The sequence below is a fragment of the Aphanizomenon sp. UHCC 0183 genome (assembly GCF_009712065.1).
GTDB lineage: Bacteria > Cyanobacteriota > Cyanobacteriia > Cyanobacteriales > Nostocaceae > Dolichospermum > Dolichospermum heterosporum.
Map to the genome: position 1 here is coordinate 52,009 of NZ_VILC01000003.1, position 18,483 is coordinate 70,491.

The 18,483-nt window shown below is 39.7% G+C and carries 21 protein-coding genes and 1 pseudogene; 7 read left to right on the plus strand and 15 right to left on the minus strand.

Annotation, left to right across the window (positions count from 1 at the left end):
• Nucleotides 1-126 precede the first annotated feature (126 nt).
• From FJR37_RS01475 to FJR37_RS01485, 3 genes are all read left to right on the plus strand, one after another.
• Nucleotides 127-2,616 carry an endonuclease MutS2 gene (locus FJR37_RS01475; protein WP_168465101.1) on the plus strand — a complete coding sequence of 830 codons (2,490 nt, stop codon included), beginning with the start codon at nucleotides 127-129 and terminating at the stop codon, nucleotides 2,614-2,616.
• Nucleotides 2,617-2,919: 303 nt separating this feature from the next.
• Entirely contained in the window at nucleotides 2,920-3,522 is a 603-nt protein-coding gene (locus FJR37_RS01480) for a DUF3038 domain-containing protein (RefSeq protein ID WP_039203062.1), read from the plus strand.
• A 71-nt stretch (nucleotides 3,523-3,593) separates the two neighbouring features.
• Nucleotides 3,594-5,135, plus strand: coding sequence for a DUF4335 domain-containing protein (locus tag FJR37_RS01485; protein ID WP_168465102.1), 1,542 nt, complete (start codon nucleotides 3,594-3,596; stop codon nucleotides 5,133-5,135).
• A gap of 238 nt (nucleotides 5,136-5,373) precedes the next feature.
• On the opposite strand, the gene FJR37_RS01490 is transcribed toward FJR37_RS01485, so the two are convergent.
• Entirely contained in the window at nucleotides 5,374-5,529 is a 156-nt protein-coding gene (locus tag FJR37_RS01490; protein WP_160290008.1) for a hypothetical protein, read from the minus strand.
• 209 nt (nucleotides 5,530-5,738) lie between these two features.
• Between FJR37_RS01490 and FJR37_RS01495 the strand changes: the two genes are divergently transcribed.
• Both FJR37_RS01495 and FJR37_RS01500 read left to right on the plus strand, forming a co-directional pair.
• Nucleotides 5,739-6,143 (plus strand): type II toxin-antitoxin system RelE/ParE family toxin, encoded by a 405-nt coding sequence (locus FJR37_RS01495; protein ID WP_039203161.1) that lies wholly within the window; start codon nucleotides 5,739-5,741, stop codon nucleotides 6,141-6,143.
• Entirely contained in the window at nucleotides 6,130-6,441 is a 312-nt protein-coding gene (locus tag FJR37_RS01500; RefSeq protein WP_039203067.1) for a helix-turn-helix transcriptional regulator, read from the plus strand. Before FJR37_RS01495 ends, FJR37_RS01500 begins: the two co-directional genes overlap by 14 nt.
• A gap of 206 nt (nucleotides 6,442-6,647) precedes the next feature.
• Here the strand turns inward: FJR37_RS01500 and FJR37_RS01505 are convergent, their stop codons facing one another.
• From FJR37_RS01505 to rpe, 6 genes are all read right to left on the minus strand, one after another.
• The gene (locus tag FJR37_RS01505; protein ID WP_168465103.1) at nucleotides 6,648-6,893 is read right to left on the minus strand and encodes a hypothetical protein; all 246 of its coding nucleotides are present in this window, start codon (nucleotides 6,891-6,893) and stop codon (nucleotides 6,648-6,650) included.
• 68 nt (nucleotides 6,894-6,961) lie between these two features.
• Nucleotides 6,962-7,225 (minus strand): DUF433 domain-containing protein, encoded by a 264-nt coding sequence (locus FJR37_RS01510; RefSeq protein WP_168465136.1) that lies wholly within the window; start codon nucleotides 7,223-7,225, stop codon nucleotides 6,962-6,964.
• 53 nt (nucleotides 7,226-7,278) lie between these two features.
• The gene (locus tag FJR37_RS01515) at nucleotides 7,279-7,569 is read right to left on the minus strand and encodes a type II toxin-antitoxin system RelE/ParE family toxin (RefSeq protein ID WP_168465104.1); all 291 of its coding nucleotides are present in this window, start codon (nucleotides 7,567-7,569) and stop codon (nucleotides 7,279-7,281) included.
• Complete coding sequence (locus FJR37_RS01520) at nucleotides 7,569-7,793, minus strand: addiction module protein (RefSeq protein ID WP_168465105.1); 225 nt, start codon at nucleotides 7,791-7,793, stop codon at nucleotides 7,569-7,571. The genes FJR37_RS01515 and FJR37_RS01520 overlap by 1 nt, the downstream gene beginning before the upstream one ends.
• Nucleotides 7,794-7,969: 176 nt before the next feature.
• On the minus strand, nucleotides 7,970-8,335 hold the full coding sequence (locus FJR37_RS01525) for a hypothetical protein (RefSeq protein WP_168465106.1): 366 nt from the start codon (nucleotides 8,333-8,335) through the stop codon (nucleotides 7,970-7,972).
• Between the two features lie 662 nt (nucleotides 8,336-8,997).
• Nucleotides 8,998-9,705: a ribulose-phosphate 3-epimerase gene (rpe, locus tag FJR37_RS01530; RefSeq protein WP_039203072.1), complete on the minus strand. Its 708-nt coding sequence runs from the start codon at nucleotides 9,703-9,705 to the stop codon at nucleotides 8,998-9,000.
• Between the two features lie 118 nt (nucleotides 9,706-9,823).
• On the opposite strand from rpe, the gene FJR37_RS01535 reads away from it, so the two are divergent.
• Nucleotides 9,824-11,404, plus strand: coding sequence for a S8 family serine peptidase (locus FJR37_RS01535; protein WP_168465107.1), 1,581 nt, complete (start codon nucleotides 9,824-9,826; stop codon nucleotides 11,402-11,404).
• A 23-nt stretch (nucleotides 11,405-11,427) separates the two neighbouring features.
• On the opposite strand, the gene FJR37_RS01540 is transcribed toward FJR37_RS01535, so the two are convergent.
• The 5 genes and pseudogenes from FJR37_RS01540 to FJR37_RS01560 all read right to left on the minus strand — a co-directional run.
• Entirely contained in the window at nucleotides 11,428-11,904 is a 477-nt protein-coding gene (locus tag FJR37_RS01540) for a Uma2 family endonuclease (RefSeq protein ID WP_027401921.1), read from the minus strand.
• Between the two features lie 134 nt (nucleotides 11,905-12,038).
• On the minus strand, nucleotides 12,039-12,425 hold the full coding sequence (locus FJR37_RS01545) for a type II toxin-antitoxin system VapC family toxin (protein ID WP_039203075.1): 387 nt from the start codon (nucleotides 12,423-12,425) through the stop codon (nucleotides 12,039-12,041).
• Complete coding sequence (locus tag FJR37_RS01550) at nucleotides 12,422-12,703, minus strand: hypothetical protein (RefSeq protein WP_193964291.1); 282 nt, start codon at nucleotides 12,701-12,703, stop codon at nucleotides 12,422-12,424. The genes FJR37_RS01545 and FJR37_RS01550 overlap by 4 nt, the downstream gene beginning before the upstream one ends.
• 263 nt (nucleotides 12,704-12,966) lie before the next feature.
• The gene (locus tag FJR37_RS01555; RefSeq protein WP_039203076.1) at nucleotides 12,967-14,067 is read right to left on the minus strand and encodes a PD-(D/E)XK nuclease family protein; all 1,101 of its coding nucleotides are present in this window, start codon (nucleotides 14,065-14,067) and stop codon (nucleotides 12,967-12,969) included.
• 144 nt (nucleotides 14,068-14,211) lie between these two features.
• Nucleotides 14,212-14,493: pseudogene (locus tag FJR37_RS01560) on the minus strand (ribulose-phosphate 3-epimerase); the annotation flags it as partial.
• Between the two features lie 152 nt (nucleotides 14,494-14,645).
• On the opposite strand from FJR37_RS01560, the gene surE reads away from it, so the two are divergent.
• Nucleotides 14,646-15,326: a 5'/3'-nucleotidase SurE gene (gene surE / locus FJR37_RS01565; RefSeq protein ID WP_168465108.1), complete on the plus strand. Its 681-nt coding sequence runs from the start codon at nucleotides 14,646-14,648 to the stop codon at nucleotides 15,324-15,326.
• Between the two features lie 147 nt (nucleotides 15,327-15,473).
• On the opposite strand, the gene FJR37_RS01570 is transcribed toward surE, so the two are convergent.
• The 3 genes from FJR37_RS01570 to FJR37_RS01580 all read right to left on the minus strand — a co-directional run bounded on the left by FJR37_RS01570 (nucleotide 15,474) and on the right by FJR37_RS01580 (nucleotide 18,436).
• The gene (locus FJR37_RS01570) at nucleotides 15,474-15,767 is read right to left on the minus strand and encodes a hypothetical protein (RefSeq protein WP_172891230.1); all 294 of its coding nucleotides are present in this window, start codon (nucleotides 15,765-15,767) and stop codon (nucleotides 15,474-15,476) included.
• A 179-nt stretch (nucleotides 15,768-15,946) separates the two neighbouring features.
• Complete coding sequence (locus FJR37_RS01575; RefSeq protein WP_168465109.1) at nucleotides 15,947-16,618, minus strand: HupE/UreJ family protein; 672 nt, start codon at nucleotides 16,616-16,618, stop codon at nucleotides 15,947-15,949.
• A 66-nt stretch (nucleotides 16,619-16,684) separates the two neighbouring features.
• Nucleotides 16,685-18,436 (minus strand): ABC transporter ATP-binding protein, encoded by a 1,752-nt coding sequence (locus FJR37_RS01580; protein ID WP_168465110.1) that lies wholly within the window; start codon nucleotides 18,434-18,436, stop codon nucleotides 16,685-16,687.
• Nucleotides 18,437-18,483 lie beyond the last annotated feature (47 nt).

Consider the following 18,483-nt stretch of genomic DNA (forward strand, 5'->3'; position numbering starts at 1 on the left):
TACCTCCCCTACCTCTCTTCTCCCCGTGCTTCCCCCACGAATGGACACCGGAAAATTTAATCCTGGAAAATGTAGTCTTCTAGGGGCTAAAATTGTTACGATAATTTCAGATTTGTTGTTGAAACCTTGATCCAATCTGAAACCTTAGAATTACTAGAGTGGCCCCGTCTGTGCCAGCACCTTTCCACCTTTGCGGCAACTAAGTTAGGGGCGATAATTGCGCGTAACCTGCCGATTCCTGAGACTCAGGTAGAAAGTGAACAGTTATTAGCGCAAACCAAAGAAGTTTACGAACTGGAAAGTCGTTTACATCCAGGGTTGTCCTTTGAGGGAATACAGGATATTGGTGATTCCCTGGAACGGGCAATACTCCAAAGTATTTTACCTGGTGAGGAACTGTTGGCGATCGCTACTACCTTGGCGGGAACAAGAAATTTACGTCGTGTTATTGATAATCAAGAAAATGTCCCGGTTTTATCCGATTTAGTTTCCCAATTGCGAACTTACCCCGAATTAGAACAGGAAATCCACCGTTGTATTGATGAACGGGGGCAAGTAACTGATCGTGCTAGTCAGAAAATGGGAGAAATTCGCATAGAATTACGGAAAATTCGCGGACAAATCACCCAAAAACTCCAAAATATTATTCAAGCTAAATCGGGCGCTGTTCAAGAACAGTTAATCACCCAAAGAAGCGATCGCTTTGTTATCCCCGTTAAAGCCCCCCAAAAGGACGCAATTCCCGGCATTGTTCACGACACCTCTACGAGTGGTGCAACCCTGTATATAGAGCCTAATAGTGTCGTACCATTGGGTAATCAACTGCGGCAAGTCATCAGAAAAGAACAAACTGAAGCAGAAGTAATTCGCCGGAATTTAACAGAGAAGGTGGCCGCAGTTACCCCAGACTTAGAAAGATTATTAGCTATTGTCACCACCTTAGATTTAGCAGTTGCCAAATCCCGTTACAGTCTGTGGATAGGTTCTAACCCCCCGCGTTTTGTGAATCGAGAAGACAATGAAATTATCACCTTGCGAAATCTGCGCCACCCCTTGCTAGTCTGGCAACAGCAGCATGAACAAGGAAATCCAGTCGTACCTGTAGATTTGTTAATTAGTCCCCAAATTCGGGTAGTTACAATTACCGGACCCAATACAGGTGGAAAAACTGTCACCTTAAAAACCTTGGGATTAGCCGCTATCATGGCAAAAGTAGGTTTATTTGTTCCCGCCCGTGAACCCGTAGAAATGCCTTGGTTTTCGCAAATTTTAGCTGATATTGGGGATGAACAATCTTTACAACAGAGTTTATCCACATTTTCAGGGCATATTCGCCGCATTAGTCGAATATTAGAAGCATTAGAGTCAGGAGGTAGGGGCGCAGGGCCTGCGCCCAACAATCAGGAAGAAAAAGAAGAAGGAGTCAGGAGTCAGGAGTCAGAAGAAGAAATCAAACTACCAATCCCCAGTCTCCAGTCCCCAGTCCCCAGTTCCCAATCCCTAGTTCTACTTGATGAAGTTGGTGCAGGTACAGATCCCGTTGAAGGAAGTGCATTAGCGATCGCTTTACTGAAATATCTCGCCAATCATACCCAGCTAACAATGGCTAGTACCCACTTTGGCGAACTCAAGGCATTAAAATATGAAGATCCTCGGTTTGAAAATGCTTCCGTAGAATTTAACGAAACCACACTTTCACCCACTTACCGTCTATTGTGGGGGATTCCTGGACGTTCTAACGCCCTGAGTATTGCCTTGCGTTTAGGCTTAAAACCAGAGGTAGTAGCAGAAGCGAAAACTCAAGTGGGAGAAGCCACAGACGAAGTAAACCAAGTTATCGCCGGTTTAGAAGCCCAACGTCGCAATCAGGAAACCAAAGCCGCCGAAGCCCAAAAATTATTACGTCAAGCCGAACGATTATATAAAGAAGTTTCTGACAAAGCCGCGTCCTTAGAAGCCAGAGAAAAAGATTTGCGGGCTTCCCAAGAAATCGCCGTTCAACAAGCAATTACCCAAGCCAAAGGCGAAATTGCCCAAGTAATCCGCCGCTTGCAAAAAGGCACACCTAACGCCCAAGATGCCCAACAAGCCACCACCAACCTCAATCAAATTGCCCAAAAATACGAACCTGCACCACCACCTAAACCTAAGCCTGGGTTTATGCCGAAAGTGGGCGATCGCGTACGAATTCCCAAATTAGGTCAAACCGCCGAAGTTTTAACAATTCCTGATGCTGACGGCAACTTTAATGTCCGTTTTGGCATCATGAAAATGACAGTCCAACTCCAAGATATAGAATCCTTAGATGGACAAAAACCCGAACCCATAGTTAAACCAAAACCGGCCCCAACGATAGTTACACCACCACCAGCCCCAGCCATTCGTACCTCCAAAAATACTGTGGATTTGCGCGGAAAACGAGTAGCCGATGCCGAATATATCTTAGACAAAGCTATTTCTGAAGCCGCTGGACTCCTATGGATTATTCATGGACACGGTACTGGTAAACTTAAGCAAGGAGTCCACGGTTTTTTACAACAACACCCCAGAGTTACCCACTACGAACCAGCAGAACAAGCCGATGGTGGTACTGGTGTTACTATTGCTCATATCTAAAGGGAACAGGGAACAGGCAGGGGGCAGGGGGCAGGGAGAAATAACTCCCAATCACCAATTACCCATTCCCAATCTCGTTTCCAAATAGGTAACATTGACATACCTCCTCGTCAATCAGTCCGAGGATTCCTTAACGCTTCATTGGGTTGTGCTATTTCGATTTAGTCTTACCATCCCTCGACGTTCGTTTATAGTCTCCTAATGCCCTATGGCGACTATATCTAGTTTCCCATAAAGCCATCCTAGAAGAACGGGGCTTGTATCCCATATTTTTGGTCACAACTTCTTTCAGCCTGATCATTTATGCTAAAAGTTATGCACTCAACCGCCAATCCGACTATACCAAAATCACCTTGGGAGGATTTAAACCAAATCCCAGTCCCAAACACAACTCAATGGGAAAATATTAAAACTCAGTTAGATTTAGTGCTATTAGCCCTAGAAACCTTAACTGGTATTGGTTCAGAAGCCATGCTTTCAGCCGCAGTTAGTCTGAACTTAGAATCCAAAGTACCAGATCGGGTAGCATTGTGGCGATTGCGGCAATCCAATCCCCTCCGCAAAAGTCAAGGGGGACGGAAAAAGTTAGATGTGGAAGAAGCGCGATCGCTAGTTCTCATTATCTGCCATCTCGCCAAACAACACCAAGAATTAATTCGTCGGGCTGTAGGTTTATTAGAACAATTGACAGCAAATAAGCAAAAACCTCATCAAGCCGCCCTATTAGGAGACTATATAGACGCTTTTTGTAATACCTACCAAGACCGGATGGAAGAGGAAGAAGCAACTTCAACAGATTTACTTACCAACCTCGCCCTCAAACTGTTAATAAATTTACTCTTTTATAGTGCATCTGGTGGACATCGGCGCTTGTGGTTAGCACTCATAGACCTTTCCACAAAATAATTTGGGATTTTTGATTTTCATTCCCCATCTAAAATCCAAAATAACTATTTTTTTTCTTTGTAATTGTTGTTATGTCTCCATCCAATTCTGTAATTCGTCGCTATACCCCCCCGACTTGTACATTAGAAATATCAGCGCAAAATTCCCCTTTGTCAAGGTGGACAGACAAAACGGTGATTAGTGATCTCAGTTTTAGCTTGCGATTTGATGATCCGCGACTACCAGAAGCAAGTAAAATCCTCATTGAGGGCGATCGCCGACAACTAGAAATTTTATGTGATGTCGTTACCACCTACGTTCAACAGCTTCTGCAACAATCTGCGGAAGATTTTAGTATTACCTTATTAGGCAGTGATCATCTCCACACAACATCAGAACCAGAATTAACAGACATTCCCCCATCTGTGCCTCTTACCGAAAATATCCCATCCTTTAAAACCCAAATTCCCCAAACACAAATATATTTAGAACCCAGTCATAATTTAACTCATCAACTCTTTTTTGGTGATCTTGCCAACGAAACATCTGGACAAGTAATTGAACTGAGTTTACTACAACTATTTGATTTAGCAACAGCTTTAGACGAATACTCATCTGATATGGTCGTCTTACCAACTACCAGCCATCAAATTATTAAACCGAGTCTACCTCAATGGGCCCCTATCGCCGCAGTCTTAGTATTAGCAGCCGGTTTAACACCATTTACCTGGCAATATGCCAATAACATTCAGAAAAATCGTCAGAAAGTCGCTAAAAACGCCCTCCAGTCTCCCGAACCAGTTGCTATAGAACCTACTCGACAAGATCCTATACCAACACCGTCCCTGCCGTTAATCACCCCTCAACTCCAATTAACACCACCACTTCCTAACCTGAGTACCCCCGCACCACCCCTTTCCTTTCCTAATGCAACCATCCCAGCCGTAACATCAAAAACATCTCGGCTGCCATTAACTATACCATCCGATACTTCCTCCTATCCCTTACCAGGCATCATCCCCAATTCCAACATCACAAAAGTAACAAAAGCCATCCCAAATGCTTCAACTATTCTCAATAAAAAAGGAATAAATCCCCCCAAATCCAAGAATGTACCATCTGAGATTACCCAACCATCCCAGTCTATTGCCACCATCCCCAACAACAATTTGAGTAATATTCCTAACCTAATTCCCACCCCTGCTGCTGCGGAATTATTGCCAAGTGTTGCCGGAAATACTACCCCAGAACAGGCATCTCCAATAGAAAATCAAGATAGTTTAGCAAGCAGATTAAGAACCGCAACCAAACCCACCTCAGATACCCCATCTACTGATAATAAAACGTTATTTGATACACCTCAAATAGCAGAAGCGAGAGAATACCTCAACAAGCGTTGGCAACCACCAACCGGACTTTCTCAAACTCTAGAATATAGTTTAACATTGGGTATTGACGGCAAAATCGAAAGAATTTTACCATTAAATCAAGTCGCTAGAGAATACATTGATAGTAGTGGTATTCCCGAAATTGGCAAACCCTTTGTTTCTAGTAATAAAGCTGGGCAAAACTTGAGAATCCGAGTTATCCTCAGTCCTGATAGCAAAGTGCAAACATTTCCAGAAACACCATAATCATCGAAAATTTGATTTTGGTACTCTACAGTAGGGTGTGTTAGCGACAGCGTAACGCACCATTATTAATAATTTATACTGCAAACGGTTCATAGTTTAACCAAATATGAAACCCCTCTGGTAAACCTCTCCTTTGCACCTCTCCCTAACCCTCTCCTCTTAGGAGAGGGAAAAGGAATAATATTTAATACTGGAGAGGCTTTGAACTTATTCTTTGTATGATAAAAAAGTCCAGCTTCTAGCCGTTTTGAGTATAGGCAGCGATCGCTGGACTTAGCAGATTTTCTAGTCTACTGGCGATTCCTACAGAGCGCTTCGCTATCGCCTCATTTTCTAGTTGGGGGCGATTCTTCTTCTTTGCGTAGTCTCGGTTGATACTCTTTGTAGGCTTCAAGGATGTCGCAACTGCTCTCAGGATAAACCTTACAGCCAAACGAGCAAAGCCGGCAGAGTATTGTTTTGACCTTTAATCATAATGCCTTTAGTTCCTGGCTTAACTGTTATTCCCACACTCGTCCGCAACCAGTCCAACATAGAGGTCATTGTGCCAAAGTATCCGAGTTGGTGTATAATAACAATATTGATATAGTGAGAGAGTGTGCAGTGCCTGAAACCCAGGTTGTTTTTTACCAGGAGGAGGATGGGGAAGTACCTGTTCTGGAATGGTTGACGCGACTTTTAAAAGAAGACCGCAAAGGATATGCAAACTGTGTAGCCCGCATCAAGCAGCTTGCGGCATTAGGATACGAACTGCGTCGCCCTGGAGCGGATTACCTGCGAGATGGAATTTATGAATTGCGGGCAAAGCATATTCGTGTCCAGTACCGGATTTTGTACTTCTTTCATGGGCAAAACGTGGCGATTCTGGCACAAGCCATTACGAAAGAACAAGCAGCAGTACCAGCAATTGATATCGAACGAGCGATAGCGCGAAAGCGTTTATTTGAGGAAAGCCCAGAAGCGCACACTTACCACGAGGATGATGATGATGATGATGTCCAAGACTAAGGATGCGATTAAAATTATCGACAAGATGACTCGTACTGATCCTCAACTTGAGGCAATGGTAGCGGTATCTACCATTAATGCAGAAGTGGCACAGTTAATATATGAAGCCAGAACCAAAGCTGGGTTAACGCAGAAACAGTTGGCTGAACTGATTGGCACAAAACAACCAGTAATTGCACGGCTAGAAGATGCTGACTATGAAGGACATTCTCTTTCCATGCTGCAAAAAATCGCTCATGCTCTTAATCAGCGGTTAGTAATTCATCTGACTCCAATGGATGAGCAGCAAATTGCATAGTGACTGGCACAGGGTAAGGTGAAGTAAAACTTTCAGCCTTTTTGGTATTGAGCCGAGATACGTGTAAGTGCGATTCGTTCTGGAGAAACCCATTTCTTGGGGGGATTCCAGGCTTTAGTAGAGTAACCCTTATGGGTCTGAGTCCGCACTTTAATCCTCTACTAATGACAACTTGATATCCATCCCACATTCCGCACCCTAAACTGTCACACAACGAAAATTGGTCGTTTGGGGATTTGGGATTGGCGAACTGCTTGCAGCAGCGCTTCGCTATCGCTATCTGAAATTTCCCAAATTTTGTATAAAAACTGTCCTCCAAGGTATTCAAAAATCCGATAGCGGAGCGTGGCGTTAGCCATAAACCGATTGTGACACCAGGGGGTGCGGAAGGTGGGATAAATAATACCGAAATGTTCAATATAGCGATATGAAATTGAATTAGATACAGTCATTAAACAGTAAATCTTGTAGGGGCGCAGGGCTTGCGCCCTCGATTATATTGCACCAAGCGTGATTACCGTTATAAGATTTTTTCAATTAAAGATGGTTTATTTCCTTGTAATTGTTTAGCAAAAGTTTCGCCCTCTTCAATTTGTTGTCTAATTTCTTCTCGATGATCATGATAATAGGCTAAAGCCGCATAAACATCTGATAAAGTAATACTAGGATGTTGATAAATAATTTCATCAGGCGACATTCCCATCCTTTCATGCCAAATTTCAATATCTTGAACCTTGATGCGATGTCCATCCGTGGGTTTTCCTCCACATATTCCGGGAGTGATATGTGTTCTTTACTAACAGAAATTGTATTCATAAAATTTGAGAATATACAAACTTATTTTCTATCTATCCAATAGTTTGGCTGACGTTGAAGGTGCATTACGGCTAGGATTTGAATTTTTTCACCATGAACTCTGTACACGATGCCATAAGGAAATCCATCAATATGGCAACGTCTAGTATTTTGGATCATTGGTGTCCAAGCATCGGGAAAATTAACTATGCGGTTAAGTGTACGTTCAACCGCATCAAGAAAGGTATTGCCAAATTTAGAACTAATAGTGTCGTAATATAAAGTCGCTTCTTTAAGTTCTATTTGTGCATGAGGATCGAATTCAAGAAACATCAGCGATTCCTGAGTCTTTGCAATACTTCATCGGCAGGAATTAACGCGACTTGACCTTCATCTATTGCCTGTATGCGATTTGCAATTTCTGTTTCCCAAGCAGTCTCGACTTGAGGATTAATTTCATCCAGACTTTTGAGAAGATGTTCAGCAAGCATCGCTCTGTATAGAGGTGGTAAGGTTAATACTGCTCCAAAAATTTCATCGTAAGTAACGTTAGCCATACAAAAAACTCCTTACAGAGTGTAGTAATGGCATTTTAGCATAAATGCGCTTAACCTACCCTACGGACTATGGGTGATAATTAAGCGTGTGTCAATATATCCCCATCAGAGACTCACGCAAATGGTAAGTCTCATAAGGGAGAATAGGAAGCAAAATCAAGCTTCAAAAATATGCTTTAGACAGCTAACCTCAACTGCTGAGGTAGTTGTTGCAAAATTAAGTTGATGACTTCTGGACTCCATTTGAGAACTCGACTACTGAAGTCTGCAAACTGCTTACCTTTAATAGTGGGTTCCCATTGCCAATAATGCTTTTGCTGGTACTTCATATTTTCCAGCATTTCATTAACACGGCGAGAAGTCCAGTTTTCTCCAGTCCTTTGACTAAGATGGTAGGCTATCTCTGTAACAGTGAGAGATTTTTTGGGAGGTGCTTGGTTAATGAGTCCCAATTCTACCTTGACTGTGATTTCTAGATGTTCCAAAACTTCAAAGTCGCTAATTGCAAAATGAAGTGGTTGAACATTAGCTTTTTGTGCCATAATAAATTTGACTCCTATTTATTGTAAGGAATTGGAGTTCCTGATTCGCCAAAATCAGAAAAAGTATATTAAAAATGACTGTCAGCGTGGCTACCAGCTAGGCTGGCATTTAATTTAATGAATGTATAGATGTTAACTAAAAAGCTCTATTACACCCACGTTCTAAGAGTAGCGCTCAACGTGGGTGTTTGTCAACGGAATTTTTTGCAAAAACCGACTATTGTGTTTATTATATGTTGACATAATCATAAAAGATTGTCAACAGATTACCCAAGATACAACTAAAACCCTTATCCCGTAATAAATACTGGCATCATTTATTAACATTTTAGGTATTTTTCATAATGTCTGGCTTTTTGCCTTTATTTTTGAACATAGTTTTGATGTTTAATTAATAGTTCGGCATACGATAGGACTCTTATTTGATTTCTGAACAGAATTTCAGATAAAACCCTTATTTAACGCGATTTTCCCTCTCAGTATACGTTCAAGATTCAAGGTTGATTGTTTTGGTTGTGCGATTTGCGGCCACTGCCTAACCTTCAATCTGACACCTGATTGCTTGATTAGTTAATCTAAAACTCTGTCAATTCGTTAAAAATAGATCCCCGACTTCTCAAAGAAGTCGGGGATCTGAGTCTTACTTAATCACAAGTATTAAATTAAACAGCAGCTAATTCTGGAGTCGGACGCTTACTGTTACGGATATTGGTAATCGCCTCAGCATAATCAGGGGCATTGAATACAGCTGAACCCGCTACAATAGCATTAGCGCCAGCTTCCAAAACTTGCCAAGTATTATTAGCTTTTAGTCCCCCGTCAACTTCAATCCAAGGATCTAAACCGCGTTCATCGCACATTTGACGCAACTTGCGGATTTTAGGAACTACGCTAGGAATAAAGCTTTGACCACCAAAACCGGGGTTAACGCTCATAATTAGCACTAAATCGCACAATTCTAGGACATATTCAATTAACTCCAAAGGTGTACCCGGATTGAGTACAACCCCAGCTTTCTTACCGAGTTCTCTGATTTGTCCGAGAGTGCGGTGCAGGTGAGGAGATGCGTTGTGTTCTGCGTGTACGGAAATAATATCAGCACCAGCTTTAGCAAAACCTTCTACATACTTTTCTGGTTCCACAATCATCAAGTGGACATCCAGCGGTTTGGTTGTAACTGGACGAATCGCCTCCACAATCAGAGGACCTATTGTAATATTAGGGACAAAACGTCCATCCATTACATCAACGTGAATCCAATCTGCTCCCGCTTTGTCTACGGCGCGAATATCGTCACCCAGACGGCTAAAATCTGCTGATAGGATGGATGGAGAGATAACTATAGGCTTTTGAGATGAATTTTGGGTCATGGCTAGTGGGTTTTTAAGCGTCTTCGTCTGTAAGTATCGTAACAAAATATGGAGAAATTATTAAAAATTAATTCAAAATTCAAATTTTTCAGAAAACTTTTCCCTGTTCCCTAAAAATATGAATAAAAATTGGCTAATTTTTTGGAGTGTAGGTTTTTCTTGCTTGACTTTACCCGTCTGTGCTGGGGTGAAGTTGGCAAATTTTTTAGGTGCTAACGGTATTGATGCGCTGAAACTACATCAAGCCCCTTATAATTTGACTGGGCGGAAAATTGCTATTGGTCAAGTCGAAATTGGTCGTCCGGGGATGTTTGGCTGGGATAAAGCCGTATCTAAAAATCGGGCTGTATCGCCATTTGCAGTGTTTTCACGCAACGTCCTGGCTAAGTCGAATGTTGGTGTTGATCCTCATGCCTATAATGTTTCTGGTGTGATGGTGAGTCAAGATAAGGCTTTTCCTGGTGTATCACCAAATGCGCGACTGTATTCTTCTGCTGTCGGATCTACAAAAAAAATCGGTCAACCAGAGGAGTGTCTGTCAGCACAACATATTGCTTTACAAAATGGTCGTGATGTGCGGGCGATTAATTTTAGTTTTGGTGAACCTCTGGAACGTGATCCTCGACCAGAAGCTATGTTAGATGGTAATGCTTTACTAACATTATGTATTGACTGGTCTAGCCGTGTTCATGATGTTGTCTATTCCATTGCTGGTAATCAAGGCAAAGGCGGGATTCCTATTCCTACAGATAATTTTAACGCAATTAATGTGGCTTTTTCTTCAGAACGCGAGGGAATTTTTAATAAAGTTCACGTTTCTAATTTGGCGAGTATTAATCAAGGTATAGAAAATCGGTTGGCTGGGAAAGAATTTAATATTGGGGGAAGAAGTGCAATTAGTTTGGTTGCTCCTGGGACGAATATTCCTTTACTTAATCCTGATGGTAAGTTAAATAAATCTACAGGTACGAGTTTTGCTGCACCACAAGTCACGGCTACTGTGGCATTATTACAGGAATTTGTGGATAGACAGTTACGAATTAAACAAGCAAATTGGACTATTGATGCTCGTCGTCATCAAGTCATGAAAGCAATATTACTTAATTCTGCGGACAAGATTCAAGATAGTGGTGATGGTTTACGGTTGGGAATGACGAGGACTTTAATTGATAAACAAAATCAAGATTGGTTAGTTTCTAATGCGTATAAAAATTCCAAAATTCCCCTGGATGCTCAAATGGGAGCAGGTCATTTAAATGCTTTTCGAGCTTATCAACAATTGAATGGTGGTGAATGGAAACCTACTGCACCAGTTCCGCATATTGGTTGGGATTATGGTACTGTTAATGCTAATTCTTCTAAAGAATATGCTTTGCAAAAGAGTTTGAAACAAAATAGTTTTGTGGCTATTACTTTAAGTTGGGATCGTTTGGTGGAGTTGAATGATAAAAATAATAATCAGCAATATGATGTAGGGGAAACATTTATAGATGAAGGATTAAATAATCTTGATGTTTATTTAGTTAAGGATAATGAAGTTGTTGTTTGTGATTCTGTGAGTGAGGTTGATAGTATTGAGCATATTTTTTGTCCAGTTCCTACTAATGGTAATTATAAGATTCGGGTGCAGTTTAAAAAGCAGGTTAATGAAGCCACTCAACCTTATGCTTTAGCTTGGTGGACTGTGGGTGAAAAGTGATAGATAAAACAATATTCAGCAGATTAGCGTTTAATTTGTTGAGGAAAGTCAGGAACTAACAAAGAGTTTTCTAATTCACCTTGTTGATTATAGAACCTGATTTCACCTTGTTCATTACATAACCATACTTCAATTGCTTGAGCTTCTAAATATAATTGTTTCTTAAATTCCATTTCATCAATAGTATTGCCCGTAGATTTAACTTCTATACAAATTTCTGGTGCTATGGAAGCTGATATTTCATCTTGAATTTGATCAAATCTTGTATCTGAACACCAAACGACATCAGCAACTTTAACGCCGTCTGATGTATTGATTGCACATTCTGGCATGACTTCGCCAGTTTTTAATAAAGATTCTAATAGTCGTTGGATTCTTCCTTGATAAAAAGAGTGTTTAATTTTTACAGGACTCATGACAATTTGTCCCCATTTATTTAATTCAATTTTGAAGGGTAAATCTTGTAATTGTTTATTTTCACAAACTTCTTCCCATCTCATAATCATTTACCTAGATTGATCAGACCAATATTATTTTAACGGATTTTTCAAAGGAATAAAACAAAGAGAAATAATAAGTTAGCTATTCCTACAGAGCGATTAGTGATCGCTACTTATACTAAAAGAGTTAGCGATTACCAAATTACAGGACAGTCATAGTTTTGGAAAACTGAGTCTCGACTAATTAATGTTGCATTTTCAACTTTAGATTGAGCTAGTAGAAGTCTATCAAATGGATCTTTGTGGTGTAGAGGTAAGTTTTTTAGTTCCAGAATATGGAGAAATGTTATAGATAATAAAGTAATATTATTTTGTTCCTGCTGAGTTTTTAGCATAAGTTCTAAATCATCTCTAAGAGTTAATTTCCCTAACTGAATTTTGATTTGCATTTCCCATAGGCTGACTATGCTCAGAAGTAACTCATGATTGGGATTTTGAAGTAATGTTAGCGTGTCTCTAGGTATACGGTCTGGTTCGCTATGCCACCACATAAAAGTGTGGGTATCGAATAGTAATTTCATGTTTCACCAAGCCAAAACTCATCAGGTAGTGGATCATCAAAGTCATCAGTGAATATACAAGAACCTAAACCGAGTCCTGGCTGTCGTAATCCTTTATTTGGCATAGACTGAGGTTCTTTATTAATCTTTACTTCTACCCATTGCAATAACTGTGTAGCCAGTTGAATTTGCTCCTTTTCATCAAGACTTTTGAGAAGATGTTCAGCAAGCATTGCTCTGTATAGAGGAGGTAAGGTTAATACTGCTCCAAAAATTTCATCGTAAGTAACGTTAGCCATACAAAAAACTCCTTAGAGGATGTTTGAAAAGTATCAGAATTAATCGAGATCCCCCCAACCCCCCTTACAAAGGGGGGCTAAATTCCTCAAAGTCCCCCTTTTTAAGGGGGATTTAGGGGGATCTGCGGGTGTCAGATCCCACACGAAAAAGTTTTCAAACAACCTCTTACAGAGTGTGGTAATGGCATTTTAGCATAAATGCGCTTAACCCAAATTACTGATCATTAAGATTCATATTCTTCTTTAGCTTCTTGTGTTGTTTTTTATTTAGTTAAATTGTTCCAATAAAAATATTCATCATGAATTTTTTTCAGTTCGTCAATGGATTCTAAAAAATAATTTCTGATGTTTGATAAATGATCTTTTCCAGATAACAATTCTTGAATATTTATTGTATAATCAATAGTCATCCATCCATCATCATTTATACGTTTACTCCAATCACGCTCATACTCAACTTTATCCATAGATTCAAGACAAAATTTACTACGCCTTCTGTATTTAGCCGATGCGCCAATAGCTACACCTAACTTAAGATGTTCTATATTTGGATATTCTGTTGAATTTTCTTCTGGAGTAAAATCAAAGTATCCTAGAAAATATCTAAAGTGCCAGTCTGGAAACCCTTTGGTGATAGCATCATCTCCCAATGTTTTTAAATTTGGCGTGATGACATTTTCATAACCAAAATTTTCAATAAATTTATTTTTCACTTCATCACTAAAAGTAGACTCCATGAGCTTGCTAGTTTTTTTGACAAAATTACGATAAGTTATCATTGATACTAAATCAATAAGTGAAAATTCCTTATTCTTAGACATTTCTTTTTTCTCCATAAACTTTAATATCTCTATTTTTAGAGTATCAGGTTTTAAACTATCAGCTTCATGCTCATTTAAAAATTCATAGAAATCTTGCCATTTCAATGAGTAAAAACTTACTTGTGGTAATAAATTTGATGTATGAACCTTAATTTCGTCTTTCGGATCATCTTTACGAGTGATATAAATTAAAATTCGATGTCTGATATTTGGTAAACTTCTCAAAATTTCAGCATATTTTTTTAAATTATTGTTTGGATCTTTAGCACCAATTTTTGACTCAATAAATATCAAATCTGTGTCTATTCCATTTGATAGCTCAATTTGTATATCAATTATACTTTTTTCGTTTTTATATCTCTCTTGAGATAAAACTTTGATGTTAGAATAGTTATCTTCAATGATAATTGAATAAGATTTCAACCAAGCAATCAAAATATCTTGATTGTGGTGCAAAAAACAAACGACTATTTCAGTAAAATAATTTTCAAGTGGTTTATTAACTGAGGAGCTGAGGTAAAATAATTTGGTAAATAGAGACATCTATCTTAAACTATGGAAGTTTGAACAATTTTATTATTTCATTAATTAACTCAAATAGCTCATTTTTTGCAATTCTTTAAAAATAGATCCCCGACTTCTCAAAGAAGTCGGGGATCTGAGTCTTACTTAATCACAAGTATTAAATTAAACAGCAGCTAATTCTGGACTAGGACGCTTACTGTTACGGATATTGGTAATCGCCTCAGCATAATCAGGAGCATTGAACACAGCCGAACCCGCTACAATAGCATTCGCACCAGCTTCCAAAACTTGCCAAGTATTATTAGCTTTGAGTCCCCCATCAACTTCAATCCAAGGATCTAAACCGCGTTCATCACACATTTGACGTAACTTGCGGATTTTAGGAACTACGCTAGGAATGAAGCTTTGACCACCGAAACCGGGGTTAACGCTCATAATTAGCACATAAAATTCGGGTGCAATTTTAGAAGCAGGTTAATGAAGCGACTTTACTCAACTTTATGCTTTAGCTTGTAGACTATACCAGAAAAATCACCAAGAAGAATTCTAGTAATTACCAAACTAAACAGATATAATAAGTATTAAAAAAACATAGTATGACGATAATTATCACCAATGACGACGGTATTGATGCTCCGGGTATTGCAGCTTTATTGAAAGCAGTAAATGATAAATCAGTAATTATTGCTGCACCTCAATCTCATCAATCAGGCTGTGGACATCAAGTTACTACCCATCAACCGATTAATCTGCAACGGCGTTCTGATTTTGAATATGCGATCGCCGGCACTCCTGCTGATTGTATCCGAGTTGCCATTTCACATATTGCACCAAATATCAAGTATGTGATTTCTGGTATTAATGCTGGTGGAAATTTAGGCGTTGATGCGTATATTTCTGGGACTGTGGCTGCTGTCAGAGAGGCTGCTATGCACGGGATTCCCGGAATTGCTGTTTCTCAATATCGTCAAGGTAAACGTGATTATGATTGGGATACGGCTGTTAAATGGACATCTGCATTATTAAAGGATTTGATGGAACTTCCTCTAGAACCTGGATGTTTTTGGAATGTCAATTTACCGCACCTGTTACCGCAACAAGCAGATCCAGAAGTGGTATTTTGTCAACCTTGTACGAAACCTTTACCTGTTAATTACCGAATGGAAGGTGATGATTTTTACTATACAGGAGAATATGGTAAACGAGAACTGACTCCTAATAGTGATGTTGATATATGTTTTTCTGGAAAAATCGCAGTGACAAAGTTAAGGGTTTAAGGTATTTAAGGCTTACTAATTCAGCTTCTAAATTCTTCTTTCTTCTTTCTTCTTCCCTCTTCCTGACTCCTGAACTCCTGAACTCCTGATAGCATAGCGTGGCGTTAGCCATACTCCTGACTCCTGACTCCTGAACTCCTTCCATCATTATTCATTTTGCAATAAGGATACAAGTCCATCTAAGGTTTGTGACAATTGAGTGATTTGTTCCATAGAATCCTTCTGCGAGTCAGCCAAACTTTGCACAGCGTCACATAAAGCAAAAATCTGATAACCTTGCTGCTGTACTTGTTTTCCTTGGGCTTCTATTTGTAGACTCAGAGCATCAACTCTGTGAGCAAGACGTTCAATTGTCTCAGTTGTCGAGAGTACAGCGTCTCCAATTTGTTCAACAATAGATTCTAAGCGACTGATTCTTGTTTCTATTCCAGTTGCAATCATTTCTGGCCTGCTCCAATCTTGAGGAAAAATCATCACAGTAATATTCCTAAATATTCATTCAATAGTTTCATAATCAGCATTATTAATAAATAAAGTAATTTGTCATCATTCCTCTTAGTTTTGACCTTTAACTTCCGCCAAGCGGTGCTAATCCCAATACCTATTCCCTAACTCCTACGTTAAATTATTGAGTAGCCCAAAAATACGATACCAATTGCACAGAATACTAAACCAGCAAAACGGATGATTTTAGGTAAGATTTGATTAATTTCATTGATGCCAAAATTTACACCTATTTTTCTGGCACTCATGATAATTACTGTTTGAGTGAAGGCAACACTAATTACGAAGATAATCATAGTTAATGTTTCTGCACCGATGATGGATGTAGCATCGGAGTAACCTTGAAATATCCCAGCAGTAGCACTTAATAAAGCTATTGCTAACCAATGAATAGGAATTGGTGTAACTAACATTACTCCTAATGCAATGGTACAAATAGCAATAGCTATTCCTGGCGCAGGTAAGATCACTGGAGATAAATTAATCAATTGTCCACAGATAGCAGCAATAACAAAAGTGATATTTAGCCAATTACCACGGGTAAATCTAGCGGAAAATAAACCTAATGCTACAATCCCTGCAAAACGGTCTAAACTAATCACCGGATCGGCTATGCCCCAAATAAAACCTTCCCATGTGCTGGAAACATTATGTTCAATGGGTGATCCACCGGCTGAGGTCAGTAAACTAATGACGACTAAAATAGCGATAGCTCCTAAAAGACGCTGCTGTTTAGATGTTAATAAGTTACTGGACTCAGAAGCTACTAACTGTGAATTTTTAAACATCTTTAGATTATGCTGGTTGGTGATTAATACTACTGCTAATTATTACAAAAATTAATCCATTTTGGCTCAATGTAATAGTTCTTCTACTTGATGTTGATTCCACAAATTTTGATAAAGTCCAGGCTGTTCTACCAATTCTGAGTGATGACCCGTTTGAACGATTTTCCCCTGTTCCATGACCAAAATTCGGTCAGATGTGGCAGCAGCAGAAAGCTGGTGAGTAATAAAAATTACGGTTTTTCTTTTTGTCCCTGTAGCCAGATTTGTGAGGATTTGTGTAGCGGTTTGATTGTCTACACTGGATAGGGCATCATCTAACAGCAAGATGGGGGCATCAATTAACATTGCTCTTGCTAAAGCTGTGCGTTGTCTCTGTCCACCAGAAAGGGTAATTCCTCGCTCACCCACTAAGGTTTCATACTGTTGGGGGAAATTCTGAATTTCTGCGTCAATTTGCGCCATTTTGGCGGCGTAAACTACGTCTTCTGCGGCGGAGACGGGATCACCATAACGGATATTATTTTTGACGGTGGTACTGAATAAAAAGCTATCTTGTGGTACGTAGGCGATCGCACCACGTAAATCACTCACAGCTATTTTTGTAATATCCAACCCATCTAAAAACAACTGTCCTGGCTGAATATCCAATAATCTGGGGACAGCATTCGCTAAGGTTGATTTTCCTGAACCAACCGGACCAACAATAGCTACTACTTCCCCAGGTGCGATCTGAAAATTCAGATGTTCTAAAACTGGGGTATTTACACCGGGGTAAGTATAACTAAAGTTTACTGCTGTCAATTCCCCTTTGAGTTGGCTGGGTTCTACATGGATAGCGTCTGGTGTGTCTTGAATTTTTGGAGTCACGCTGAGAATAGTTTCCAAGCGATCAATACTCACTTCACCCCGTTGGTAAGCAGTAATAGTGAATCCTAATAAAGCGGTAGGGAAAATTAATCGCTCTACATAAATTAGCAAAGCCAGAAAATCACCAATTGCAAGAGTTCCAGCGGATATTCTGGCTGTACCTAACCAAATAATCATCAAAGAACTCAGACTTGCTAATCCACCAATCAGGGGAAATAGGGTGTTGCGAGTTTTAGCTAGTTTGAGGTTAGCGGTTAATAGCTGCTCATTTTTCCGGTTAAATGCTTGACGCTCATTGTCTTCTTGGGCGTAAATTTTAATCAGCGCCATACCGCTCATATCTTCCCGCACCAGTTCACTAATTTCTGCAAGTTCTTCCTGGACGGCGGTTTGTTCGTTACGCAAGCGATCGCTAAAAAAATGCACCATCAAAAACATGAACGGGTACACTGCTAATGATGCCAGTGTCAGTTCCACATTCAGAGACAACATGACGGGCAATGTTAGGGTATATGCGAATAAAGTATTTGCCAAACTCAATACAGCAAAACCTAACAACCGTCTAATATTATCTACATCATTGGTAGCGCGACTAATTAAATCCCCAGGAGTATTAACCGTAAAATAAGCAGGTTCTAATTGCAATAAGTGTTGAAAAATTCGCTGTTTCAGGTCAAATTCCACCTGTCTTCCCACGCCAAATATCCAAATGCGAGAAGCCATTCGCATCATCCACATAGCGGAACTAAGTAGGGCGATGAGAACTACATAATGGCTGATTTGGGGAAAACTAAAACTCCGAGACAGAGTATCTACCCCTGAACGAATTAACAAAGGAATATATACACCCAGCCCATTGACAACTAATAAAGCAATAATACCGAAGACGGTTTCGCGCCAATAGGGGCGTAAATAAGCAGCGATTTTATCAAGTCTGTGAGATTTGGCCATGCCAACAATTATCTAACTTTTTGGTATTGTAAGAATAGTCAACAGAA

What these genes read in the sequence shown, in the direction of transcription:
- FJR37_RS01480 (WP_039203062.1), top strand. Translation starts at nt 2,920, where the DNA reads ATGCTAAAAGTTATGCACTCAACCGCCAATCCGACTATACCAAAATCA.
- FJR37_RS01485 (WP_168465102.1), top strand. Translation starts at nt 3,594, where the DNA reads ATGTCTCCATCCAATTCTGTAATTCGTCGCTATACCCCCCCGACTTGT.
- FJR37_RS01500 (WP_039203067.1), top strand. Translation starts at nt 6,130, where the DNA reads ATGTCCAAGACTAAGGATGCGATTAAAATTATCGACAAGATGACTCGT.
- FJR37_RS01505 (WP_168465103.1), bottom strand. Translation starts at nt 6,893, where the DNA reads ATGACTGTATCTAATTCAATTTCATATCGCTATATTGAACATTTCGGT.
- FJR37_RS01515 (WP_168465104.1), bottom strand. Translation starts at nt 7,569, where the DNA reads ATGTTTCTTGAATTCGATCCTCATGCACAAATAGAACTTAAAGAAGCG.
- FJR37_RS01520 (WP_168465105.1), bottom strand. Translation starts at nt 7,793, where the DNA reads ATGGCTAACGTTACTTACGATGAAATTTTTGGAGCAGTATTAACCTTA.
- FJR37_RS01525 (WP_168465106.1), bottom strand. Translation starts at nt 8,335, where the DNA reads ATGGCACAAAAAGCTAATGTTCAACCACTTCATTTTGCAATTAGCGAC.
- rpe (WP_039203072.1), bottom strand. Translation starts at nt 9,705, where the DNA reads ATGACCCAAAATTCATCTCAAAAGCCTATAGTTATCTCTCCATCCATC.
- FJR37_RS01535 (WP_168465107.1), top strand. Translation starts at nt 9,824, where the DNA reads ATGAATAAAAATTGGCTAATTTTTTGGAGTGTAGGTTTTTCTTGCTTG.
- FJR37_RS01540 (WP_027401921.1), bottom strand. Translation starts at nt 11,904, where the DNA reads ATGAGATGGGAAGAAGTTTGTGAAAATAAACAATTACAAGATTTACCC.
- FJR37_RS01545 (WP_039203075.1), bottom strand. Translation starts at nt 12,425, where the DNA reads ATGAAATTACTATTCGATACCCACACTTTTATGTGGTGGCATAGCGAA.
- FJR37_RS01550 (WP_193964291.1), bottom strand. Translation starts at nt 12,703, where the DNA reads ATGGCTAACGTTACTTACGATGAAATTTTTGGAGCAGTATTAACCTTA.
- FJR37_RS01555 (WP_039203076.1), bottom strand. Translation starts at nt 14,067, where the DNA reads ATGTCTCTATTTACCAAATTATTTTACCTCAGCTCCTCAGTTAATAAA.
- surE (WP_168465108.1), top strand. Translation starts at nt 14,646, where the DNA reads ATGACGATAATTATCACCAATGACGACGGTATTGATGCTCCGGGTATT.
- FJR37_RS01570 (WP_172891230.1), bottom strand. Translation starts at nt 15,767, where the DNA reads ATGATTGCAACTGGAATAGAAACAAGAATCAGTCGCTTAGAATCTATT.
- FJR37_RS01575 (WP_168465109.1), bottom strand. Translation starts at nt 16,618, where the DNA reads ATGTTTAAAAATTCACAGTTAGTAGCTTCTGAGTCCAGTAACTTATTA.
- FJR37_RS01580 (WP_168465110.1), bottom strand. Translation starts at nt 18,436, where the DNA reads ATGGCCAAATCTCACAGACTTGATAAAATCGCTGCTTATTTACGCCCC.